This window comes from Bradyrhizobium sp., assembly GCF_030693485.1.
Classification (GTDB): domain Bacteria; phylum Pseudomonadota; class Alphaproteobacteria; order Rhizobiales; family Xanthobacteraceae; genus Bradyrhizobium.
Genome location: NZ_JAUYAN010000196.1, coordinates 1 through 10,337 on the forward strand (window position 1 = coordinate 1; position 10,337 = coordinate 10,337).

At 63.8% G+C, this 10,337-nt stretch carries 9 protein-coding genes; all 9 read right to left on the minus strand.

Annotated elements, in window-relative coordinates:
* Positions 1–2,447 (minus strand): outer membrane protein assembly factor BamA (gene bamA, locus Q8N40_RS14440; protein ID WP_305712302.1); only part of this gene is annotated, 2,447 nt, incomplete at its 3' end.
* A gap of 173 nt (positions 2,448–2,620) precedes the next feature.
* Positions 2,621–3,772, minus strand: a complete 1,152-nt coding sequence (rseP, locus tag Q8N40_RS14445) for an RIP metalloprotease RseP (RefSeq protein WP_305712303.1) — start codon at positions 3,770–3,772, stop codon at positions 2,621–2,623.
* A gap of 43 nt (positions 3,773–3,815) precedes the next feature.
* A complete protein-coding gene (gene dxr / locus Q8N40_RS14450; RefSeq protein WP_305712304.1) occupies positions 3,816–5,039 on the minus strand; it encodes a 1-deoxy-D-xylulose-5-phosphate reductoisomerase in 1,224 nt (407 codons plus the stop codon).
* A 4-nt stretch (positions 5,040–5,043) separates the two neighbouring features.
* Positions 5,044–5,892, minus strand: a complete 849-nt coding sequence (locus Q8N40_RS14455) for a phosphatidate cytidylyltransferase (RefSeq protein WP_305712305.1) — start codon at positions 5,890–5,892, stop codon at positions 5,044–5,046.
* The gene (locus Q8N40_RS14460) at positions 5,889–6,647 is read right to left on the minus strand and encodes an isoprenyl transferase (protein WP_305322521.1); all 759 of its coding nucleotides are present in this window, start codon (positions 6,645–6,647) and stop codon (positions 5,889–5,891) included. The genes Q8N40_RS14455 and Q8N40_RS14460 overlap by 4 nt, the downstream gene beginning before the upstream one ends.
* A gap of 17 nt (positions 6,648–6,664) precedes the next feature.
* On the minus strand, positions 6,665–7,228 hold the full coding sequence (gene frr, locus Q8N40_RS14465; protein ID WP_305322522.1) for a ribosome recycling factor: 564 nt from the start codon (positions 7,226–7,228) through the stop codon (positions 6,665–6,667).
* Positions 7,229–7,299: 71 nt separating this feature from the next.
* Positions 7,300–8,016, minus strand: a complete 717-nt coding sequence (gene pyrH, locus Q8N40_RS14470; RefSeq protein WP_305712306.1) for a UMP kinase — start codon at positions 8,014–8,016, stop codon at positions 7,300–7,302.
* Between the two features lie 120 nt (positions 8,017–8,136).
* Positions 8,137–9,060 carry a translation elongation factor Ts gene (gene tsf / locus Q8N40_RS14475; protein ID WP_305712307.1) on the minus strand — a complete coding sequence of 308 codons (924 nt, stop codon included), beginning with the start codon at positions 9,058–9,060 and terminating at the stop codon, positions 8,137–8,139.
* Positions 9,061–9,192: 132 nt separating this feature from the next.
* A complete protein-coding gene (locus Q8N40_RS14480) occupies positions 9,193–10,191 on the minus strand; it encodes a 30S ribosomal protein S2 (protein WP_305322525.1) in 999 nt (332 codons plus the stop codon).
* Between the last annotated feature and the right edge of the window lie 146 nt (positions 10,192–10,337).

The window sequence follows — 10,337 nt, forward strand, 5'->3', positions numbered from 1 at the left end:
ATGCGCAGCGGACCGAACGGCGACGCCCAGATCAGACCGACACCGACCGAACTGCGGACGACGTTGCCATTGTCATACACCAGCCCGGTGCAGGATCCGGCCGGAAGCGGAATGGTCGTGCCGCGAACACAGCCGGGCGCATTGACTTCGTTGGTAAAGGCCCACGACGTCGGTCCCTTGTAGTCGTAGAGCCCGCCGGCGTCGGCATAGACCGAGCCCTTGAGCCCGACTTCCTTCGGCAGGAACCAGAACGGCATCTGCAGCTCCGCCGAAATGCCCCAATATTTGCTGCCGCCGAGCGAATCGCTGGTGCCGTAGGGGTTGATGTCGCGCGGGCCGATTCCGTTCGGTGCAAAGCCGCGGACCAGGTTGGAGCCCATCTGGAAATGATCGAGCATGCGCAGGTCGCTGTTGCCGATCTGGTTCAGGATACCGGCCTGGGCATGGATTAACCCGACGACGTCGGCAACCAGCGGCGTGTAGTATTTCAGATCGATCGCGCTCTTCAGATAGCTGACATCGCCGCCGACGCCGGCGAAGTCCTGCTTGAAATCGACCAGCAGGCCGTCGGTGGGATTCTTGTTGTTGTCGAGCGTGTTGTAGTTCAGCGAATAGCCGATCGACGAGGTCAGCGTCTTGCCGTTCTGCAGTTCCTTGCGGACCGGCAGCGAAGCTTCGCCGTCGAAGTAGCAACCCAGCGCCGAGGTATTGAAGGCACTGGGGGGGTTGCCGTTGGCCATAAAGGCCGGGCTGGGATTGTACGCCGCGCTCGTAAGGTCGTTGTTACAATTCCGCAGATTATCCGGCAGCGAAATCTTCTGCTGGTAGATCGAATAGCGGACCTGCAGCGACAGATCTTCGCGCAAGGCGAAGCCGAGCCTCGGGCTGAAGCCGATGGTGCTGGTGCCATATGAAATAAAGGAGTTGGCGAGCTGTTCGCGCTGGAACAGGTCGAGCCCGAGGGCTACGCGATAGTCCAGCAGATAGGGCTCCACGAACGACAGCGAGTAGCCGCGCGCGTACTGGCCATAGGTCAGCGACGCCTTGGCGTAGAGACCGCGGCCGAGGAAGTTACGCTCGGAAATGCTGACCTCGGCCAGCGCGCCGTCGGTCGTCGAATAGCCACCCGACACCGAGAAGTCACCGGTCGATTTCTCCTCGAGATCGACCACCAGAATCACGCGGTCGCTGGAGGAGCCCGGCTCGCTCGTTATCTTCACCGTCTTGAAAAAATCGAGGTTCTTCAGGCGGCGCTCGGCGCGGTCGACCAGCGCGCGGTTGTAGGCGTCGCCTTCGGACAGATCGAATTCGCGGCGGATCACGTAGTCGCGGGTGCGAGTATTGCCGCGCACATTGATACGCTCGATATAGGTTCGCGGACCCTCGTCGATGGCAAAGGTGATCGAAACGGTATGCGCCTCGAAATTGCGGTCGCCGCGCGGACGCACGATCGCAAAGGCGTAGCCGCGCCGCGAGGCCTCGATCTGCATCTCCTCGACGGATTTCTCCAGCGCCTCGGCGTTGTAGAGCGAGCCTACCCGGACGCGCGAGAAGCTGCGCAGCACATTGCCGTCGAGCGTAGCGATGCTGGAGGCGAAATTGACCTGCGCCACCCGGTACTGCTGGCCCTCTTCGATCTTGAAGGTCACCAGGAAGCCCTTGCGGTCCGGGTCGTATTCGGTGAGGGCTGCGACGACCTGAACGTCGGCATAGCCGTTCTTCAGGTAATAGCGGCGGATCAGGTCGCGGTCGGCCTCAACGCGGTCCGGATCGTAGACGTCGGCGCCGCCGAGGAAGCTCAGCAGGTTCGATTCGCGGGTCTTGATCACGTCCTTGAGGCGATACGACGAATAGGCGTTGTTGCCGATGAACTCGATCGACTTGACGCCGGTTTTCGAACCCTCGCTCACGGTGAAAATCAGGTCGACGCGGTTGTTCGGCTGCTCGATGATTTCAGGAACCACGCGCACGTCATAACGGCCGGAGCGGCGGTAGATTTCGGCGATACGCTGGGCGTCGGACTGCACCATCGGGCGCGACAGCGTTCCGCGCGGCTTGGACTGGATTTCCGTGGAAATCTGCTCGTCCTTGATCTTCTTGTTACCCTCGAAGGCAATTCGGCCGATCACGGGGTTTTCCACCACCGTCACGACGAGACGCCCGCCGGCCTGGTTGATTCGCACGTCCTGGAACAGGCCGGTCTCGATCAGCGACTTCAGGCCATCGTCGATCCGTCCCTGGTCGAGGCGACCGCCGGGTCCCGGCTTGAAATAGGAGCGGACGGTCTCGACATCGACGCGCCGGTTCCCCTCTACGACGATCGAGGACGCGGTCTGGGCAACGGCCGCCGACGGCACGAGCATAGCGGCCAGCGTCGCGGCAACCGGCATCGCGAACATGATCAGGGTGGCCAACAAGCCGCCCCGCACTCGCATTCCAACATTCATGCGCAAAGCGCCCTTGTTATTCCACGGTTGGTCCGCACCCCTACGAACCAACAGATTCCCATTTGTTGCGCTGCTTGTAGCCAATTTTGCCGGGGCGGCAAACATCCTATCGCAGTGCAATTTCATTTTCATTCCAAGACGTTGCCAATAGGCCACGTCACAAAAAAGCCGTTTCACGATGCCGCCAGGTGCAGGATGTCGTTGTAGGTCGCAAACACCATCAGCATCAGCACCAGCCCCAGTCCGATTCGGAATCCCATCTCCTGGGCCCGCTCCGACAACGGACGGCCGCGCGCGGCTTCCACCGCATAGAACAAAAGGTGACCACCGTCGAGCAACGGTACCGGGAACAGGTTAAGCAGTCCGATCGAGATCGAGAGCACTGCGGCCAGGTGCACCAGGGCGGCAACGCCAATGGTGGCGACCTGCCCCGAAATCTGCGCGATCCGGATCGGCCCGCCGACCTGATCGGCCGCCTCGCGCCCGGTGAAGACGCCGCCGATATAGGACATCGTGCGCTCGACCACGAACCAGGTCTCCTTGACGCCGAGCAAGAGCGCGGAGGCGGGATCCAGCCGTTCGGTCACGACGTCGCCGGGATTGGTCGCCCGGGTGATGCCGAGCACGCCGAGGCGGTGAACGTTGCCGAACGAATCCTTCACTTCCCGAAGCTGCGGCGTGCCCTGCAGCTGCAGGCTGGAATCGCCGCGCTTGATCGTGAACGACAGCTGCTCGCCGGCGCGGGTGCCGACGATGCGCTGCATCTCGGAGAAGCTTCCGATCGCCTTGCCGTCGATCGAGGTTACGACGTCGCCGGCCTGAAAGCCGGCCTTATCCGCGGCACTGCCCGCCTCCACCTTATCGACGCGCGCGGTCGTGCTCGGCTTGCCGAAGAAGGTGAACAGACAGGTGAAGATCACGATCGCCAGCAGGAAATTGGCAATCGGACCGGCCGCCACGATCGCGGCGCGCGCGCCGACCTTCTTGTGGTGGAAACTGCCGGCGCGCTCGTCCGCGGTCATGCCGGAGAGCGTTTCGGAGGACGGCGTCGAGGCCTCGCTCTCGTCGCCGAAGAATTTGACGTAGCCGCCGAGCGGAATGGCGGAGAGCTTCCAGCGGGTGCCATGGCGGTCGTTGAAGCCCGCGAGTTCCGGCCCGAAGCCGAGCGAGAATGTCAGCACCTTGACGCCGTTCCAGCGCGCCACCAGGAAATGGCCGAGCTCATGGAAGAAAACGACGATCGTCAGCACGAACAAAAAGGGAATGATGTATCCGATGAGCCCATGGCTCAACGTATTGAAACCGTTTAGAAAAAACTCGGACATCCAATTCCCCTTAACCAGGGCCGCAGGCCCTGTCCCCAACCGTCTAGGATGCCTTTAAGGCAATTTGAGGCAAGAGGGAGGCAGCTTTATTTCGCGCATTATGGTCAACGGAAATCGCATCGTCCGCGGAGGTCAAAGGCGCCAGGTTCCCGGAGCGGATCCAGTCGTTCATGGTGGCTTCGACCAGCCGGGCGATGGCGCCGAATTTGATCTTGCCGGCGATGAAGGCCGCCACCGCGACCTCGTTGGCGGCATTGTAGACCGTGGTCGCGCCCTGCCCGGTCCGCAGCGCATCATAGGCCAGCCGGAGCGCCGGGAAACGGTCGTAATCCGGCGCCTCGAAGGTCAGCTGCCCGATCTTGGCGAGATCGAGCTTGGCGGCGGGTCCGACGATCCGGTCGGGCCATCCGAGGCAATGTGCGATCGGCGTGCGCATGTCGGGCGCGCCGAGCTGGGCCACGACGGAACAATCCGAAAATTCCACCATGCCGTGGATGATCGATTGCGGGTGCACCAGAACGTCGATCTCGTCCGGCGTCAGTGCGAACAGATACGAGGCTTCGATGACCTCGAGCCCCTTGTTCATCATCGACGCGGAATCGATGGTGATCTTCTGTCCCATGCTCCAGTTCGGATGTTTCAGCGCCTGCGCCAGCGTCGCCTGCTCGATGTCGGCGACCGCCCAGGTCCGGAACGGTCCGCCCGATGCGGTGATGATGACGCGGACCAGCTCCTCGCGGTTGCCGGAAGCCAGCGCCTGAAACAGCGCGTTATGTTCCGAATCCGCCGGCAGGATGCAGGCCCCGGCCTTGAACGCGCGCTGCATGAAGAAGTCGCCGGCGCAGACCAGGCATTCCTTGTTGGCCAGCGCGACGGTCGCGCCGCGATCCACGGCGGCAAGGGCAGGCTTCAATCCGGCCGCGCCGCTGACAGCGGCCATGACCCAGTCGGCCGGACGGGCCGCGGCTTCGATGATGGCGCTTTCCCCGGCGCCGCATTCGGTGCGGGTCCCGGCCAGCGCGTCCTTCAACTCGCCGAGGCGACCGGGATCGGCCACGGCGGCAAAACGCGCGCCGAATTCGCGGGCCAGTTTCGCCAGCCCCTCGACATTGCTGTTCGCGGTCAAGGCCTCGATTTGATAGCGGTCGCGCGAGGCCCGCAGCAAATCCATCGTGCTGTCGCCGATCGAGCCGGTGGCGCCCAGCACGGTCACGGAGCGCACGGCAGATGCCGCGGCCTTATTGTTACGCAACGGGACAGCGCTCATATTTTCACCAAACCATAAGACCGCGGCCGACGCCATCGGCGCCGCCCCGCAAAAGGCCGAAAATCGCAGCCAGGACGATCGCGGCGACGAAGCCATCGAGACGATCCATCAGCCCGCCATGCCCGGGGATGATGTGACTGGAATCCTTGACGCCGAAACGGCGTTTTACGGCGGATTCAAACAGATCGCCGAGTTGCGACGCGATCGAGAGAACGGCAGCCAGCAGCAATAGCGGGCCGGCCTGACCGTACCCGAAGGCGGCAAAGCCGCCGGCCACGCCAAGGCTCAGGGCAAAGCCGCCGATCGCGCCCGCCCAGGTCTTTTTGGGGCTGACCCGCGGCCACAGCTTGGGTCCGCCGATGCCGCGGCCCGCAAAGTAGCCGCCGATATCGGATGCCCAGACGACCAGCAGGACCAGCATCAGCGCGGCAAATCCCTTGACCGGATCGAGCCGCACCAGCACCGATGCCAGTTCGGCGGCGGCGGCGTAGAGAAATCCCGTCATGGTCCAGAGCCGGCGTTCACCCGAGAGCAACGCAACGGCGACGAGACCGACGACCAGCACGACGAGCGCGGTATCGATCCGCCCCCATGCGAGGCAAATCCCGCCGATCGCAAGGGCCGCGGCGCCCGACGCGATCACGCGCGGCTCGCGCCCCGCGCCAACGATCATGAGCCATTCGACATAGAGGCCGATCGCGGCCAGCGTCACCAGCGCGGCCCACAGAAAGCCGCCGGCATAGGCGATGGCGATGGCTGCCGGTGCGAGCACCAGGGCGGCGAGCACCCGCATCATCAGATTGCGCGACCCCTTCTCGGCGGCAGCCGCCGGTGCGGCTTCGCCCTCGGTCACGATCCGGTTTTCGCGGCCAGACCGCCGAAACGGCGCTCCCGCCTGGCATATTCGGCGATCGCCTCTTCCAGCGCCGCCTTGTCGAAATCCGGCCAGTGGATCGGCACGAACACCAGTTCGCTGTAGGCGGCCTGCCACATCAGGAAATTCGAGAGCCGTTGCTCGCCGCTGGTGCGGATGATCAGGTCGGGATCGGGAATTTCGGGCGCGTCGAGATATTGGCTCATGGTGTCGGCATCGATCGAAGAAGGATCACGCTTTCCCTCGGCGACCTCGCGCGCCAGCCGCTGGGCGGCGTGGGCGATTTCCTGGCGCGATCCATAGTTGAACGCGACCACGAGATGGAGCCTGGTGTTGCCCTTGGTCAGCTCTTCGGCTTCGTTCAGCAGCGCGCAGATATCCGGCTCCAGTCCGTCGCGCTCGCCTATCACCCGGACCCGGACGCCATCGCGGTGCAATGTCGCGAGGTCGTTGCGGATGAAGCGCCTGAGCAGACCGAACAGATCGCCGATTTCGCTGGCCGGACGCGACCAGTTTTCCGAGCTGAAGGAGAAGATCGTCAGATACTGGATGCCGAGCTCGAAGGCGGCGCGAACCACCTGCCGCAACGCCTCGACGCCGCGGCGATGGCCTTCCGCGCGCGGCAAGCCACGGGCCGCCGCCCAGCGTCCGTTGCCGTCCATGATGATCGCCACATGCAACGGCGCACCGGAGGGATCCGGGGCGTCGGTTACTGGGGCGGCGGCGTTCGACATCGGCTGATCCTGGCGCGCTAAACGGTAAGGATTTCCTTTTCCTTCGCCGCAAGCAATTGATCAATTTCGGAAATCATGCCGTCGGTGGCCTTCTGCACATCATTGGCCAGCCGCTCCTCATCGTCCTCGGAAATCTCGTGATTCTTCTCGAGCTTCTTGACGGTATCGAGACCATCGCGGCGGACATGCCGCACCGCGACCTTGGCCGCCTCGGCATATTTGTGCGCGACCTTGACCAGTTCCTTGCGGCGTTCCTCGTTAAGTTCGGGAATGCGCAGCCGCAGCACCTGGCCTTCGGTCGCCGGACTCAGGCCGAGATTGGAATCGACGATCGCCTTCTCCACCGCCTTGACCATCGATTTGTCCCATACCTGCACCGAGAGCAGGCGCGGCTCGGGCACGCTGATGGTCGCGAGCTGGTGCAGCGGCATGTGGGTGCCGTAGGCGTCGACCTGCACCGGCTCCAGCATCGAGGCGGCGGCGCGGCCGGTGCGCAATCCGCCGAGCTCATGCTTGAGTGCCGCCGTGGCGCCCTGCATGCGGCGCTTCAAATCGTTGATGTCGAAACCACCCGTGGGCATAACGCTCTCCCTCCTGAAAACTGATCGCCGACGCCGTCAGGCCCGCGCGCATCAGATGCGTCGCCGGCCTGTCAGCCGGCGACGATGGTGCCGTGGCCGGTGCCGCGCAGGATCGCGCCTATCGAACCCGGTTCGGCGATCGAGAACACGATGATAGGCAGCGATGTCTCGCGGGCAAGCGCGAAAGCGGTCGCGTCCATCACCTTGTAGCCGCCTTCGATCGCCTGTGAATGCGTCAAGCGGTCGAACCGCCTGGCGGACGGATCCTTTTTGGGATCGGCACTGTAGACACCATCGACATTGGTGGCCTTCAGCACCGCCTGGGCGCCGATCTCGGCCGCCCGCAGCACTGCTGTCGTGTCGGTGGTGAAAAACGGGTTGCCGGTTCCGCCGCCGAGCAGCACGATCCGGCCCTCGGCGAGATATTTGTGCGCTGCAGTACGGGTGAACAGCTCGCAGACCTGCGGCATGACGAAGGCCGACAGGGTCCGCGCCGGGCTGCCGCGCCGCTCGATCGCGGCTTCCAGCGCCAGGCAATTCATTACGGTGGCGAGCATGCCCATGGTGTCGCCGGTCGGGCGGGACACGCCGCGCGAGGATACCTCGACGCCGCGCACCATGTTTCCGCCGCCGACGACGACGGCGACCTCGACGCCGAGCTGTTTGGCGGCGATCAGGTCACCGGCAATGCGGTCGATGGTCGGCTGATCCATGCCGAAGGAATGCGCGCCGGCGAAATACTCGCCCGACAGCTTGATCACCACCCGACGATAGACCGGCTCAGCCATTGCTAGTCGCTTTCCTCTGGAACAGCCGTTGCTCTGGGCCAGTCGATCCGTTGGGCAGCCGATTCCTGGACAGCTTTGCCGTTGCCGGCGCAAGCCCTCCGGAAGGACCTGGTCCGGCGGTTATTTCCTGCCGCTGGCGGCGGCGACCTCGGCCGCGAAATCGGATTCCTGCCTGTCGATTCCCTCGCCCAGAGCATAGCGCACGAATCCGGTGATCTTCACAGGGGCGCCGATCCTGCCCTCGGCTTCCTTGACCGCCTGGGCAACCGATTTGGCATTGTCGTGGATGAAGGCCTGCTCCAGCAGGCAGACTTCCTTGTAGTAGGTCTTCAGGCCGGACTCGACGATCTTTTCGATCACGTTTTCAGGCTTGCCCTGCTGACGGTACTTGTCCGACAGCACGTCCTTTTCGCGGGTCACGGCCGCGGGATCGAGCCCCGCCGAATCCAGCGCCTGCGGGTTGGTCGCGGCGACGTGCATAGCGATCTGCCGGCCGAGGGTTGCGAGTTCGTCGGTCTTGCCGGCGGATTCCAGCGCCACGATCACGCCCATCTTGCCGGCGCCCTCGACCACGGCATTGTGCACATAGCTTGCGACCACGCCGCTCGTGACTTCGAGCGAAGCCGCCCGGCGCAGCGTCATGTTCTCGCCGATGGTGGCGATCGCATCCTGAATCGCGCGCTCGACGGTGACATTGCCGACCGGCGCGGCCTTGATCTTCTCGACGTCGGCGCCGACCTTGAGCGCGACCTGGGCGATCATCTTGACCAGTCCCTGGAACTGCTCGTTGCGCGCGACGAAGTCGGTCTCGGAATTGACCTCGACGACGACACCCCTGGTGCCATGTGTCAGTGCGCCGATCAGGCCTTCGGCGGCGATGCGGCCGGACTTCTTGGCGGCCTTCGACAGGCCCTTCTTGCGCAGCCAGTCGATCGCGGCTTCCATGTCGCCGCCGTTCTCGGCAAGCGCCTGCTTGCAATCCATCATGCCGACGCCGGTGGTCTCGCGCAGGTCCTTGACCATCGCTGCTGTAATCGTTGCCATCGCTGAATGTCCTTCTTGCCTGCCAGGGCGACCGCGGCGCGGCTGTTGCCGCCTCGCCGCCTTCCACCACCAGGGAATGTCGTATCTGGAACCGAAGCGGTGGCCGGAAAATTCCGGCCACGCTTGTTCGCGTTATTCCGCTTCCGCGGTCATCGCCTTGGCCTGGGCTACCCAGCCATCGGCGCGGGACGGAAGCCCGACCTCTTCGCCGATCTTGTGTGCGGTGTCGTGATCGAGTTCGGCGAGCTGCCAGTAATGGAAGATGCCGAGATCGTTGAACTTCTTCTCGATCGCGCCGGACACGCCGGTGAGCTTCTTGAGATCGTCGGCGGCACCGCGCGGCCCGGCCAGGCCCTGGAAGCCGGCGGGCTGCGGCGCCACCGCGATTTCCTCGCGGATCGGCTGCGCGGAGGCGCCGATATCGATGCCGGAATCGCCCTGCGCGCGCGAAATGCCGTCGATCACGGCGCGCGCGATCAGATCGCAATACAGCGTGATGGCGCGGCCGGCGTCGTCATTGCCCGGCACCACATAGGTGATGCCCTTGGGGTCCGAATTGGTATCGACGATGGCTGCGACCGGAATGTTGAGCCGCTGGGCTTCCTGAATCGCGATATCTTCCTTGTTGGTGTCGATCACGAAGATCAGGTCGGGCAGACCGCCCATGTCCTTGATGCCGCCGAGCGAACGGTCGAGCTTGTCGCGCTCGCGCTGCAGCGTCAGACGCTCCTTCTTGGTGTAGGCATTGGCATCGCCCGAATTGAGCACTTCCTCGAGATGCCGCAGCCGCTTGATCGAACCGGAAATCGTCTTCCAGTTGGTCAGCGTGCCGCCGAGCCAGCGCGAATTGACGAAATACTGCGCCGAACGCTTCGCCGCTTCGGCCACGCCGTCCTGCGCCTGCCGCTTGGTGCCGACGAACAGGATACGGCCGCCCTTGGCGACGGTATCGCTGACGGCCTGGAGCGCGCGATGCAACAGCGGCACGGTCTGGGCGAGATCGATGATGTGGATGTTGTTGCGGGCACCGAAAATGTAATCCGCCATCTTCGGATTCCAGCGGTGCGATTGGTGGCCAAAGTGAACGCCAGCTTCAAGCAGCTGACGCATAGAGAAATCGGGTAGCGCCATCGTTTTATTCTCCGGTTGGTTCCTCCGGAAGCGTGTGAGCAAACGAGCCTTGCGGCCCGGCTGCCACCGGACGGCCTTTTGAGCCATGCTTCCGTGTGAGATGGGCCGCTATATAGCGGGATTCCGGCGGGAAGCAAGGAAATACG

Coding starts and splice junctions, on each gene's coding strand:
- tsf (WP_305712307.1), bottom strand. CDS start 9,060: ATGGCAACGATTACAGCAGCGATGGTCAAGGACCTGCGCGAGACCACC.
- Q8N40_RS14460 (WP_305322521.1), bottom strand. CDS start 6,647: ATGTCGAACGCCGCCGCCCCAGTAACCGACGCCCCGGATCCCTCCGGT.
- Q8N40_RS14480 (WP_305322525.1), bottom strand. CDS start 10,191: ATGGCGCTACCCGATTTCTCTATGCGTCAGCTGCTTGAAGCTGGCGTT.
- rseP (WP_305712303.1), bottom strand. CDS start 3,772: ATGTCCGAGTTTTTTCTAAACGGTTTCAATACGTTGAGCCATGGGCTC.
- dxr (WP_305712304.1), bottom strand. CDS start 5,039: ATGAGCGCTGTCCCGTTGCGTAACAATAAGGCCGCGGCATCTGCCGTG.
- pyrH (WP_305712306.1), bottom strand. CDS start 8,016: ATGGCTGAGCCGGTCTATCGTCGGGTGGTGATCAAGCTGTCGGGCGAG.
- frr (WP_305322522.1), bottom strand. CDS start 7,228: ATGCCCACGGGTGGTTTCGACATCAACGATTTGAAGCGCCGCATGCAG.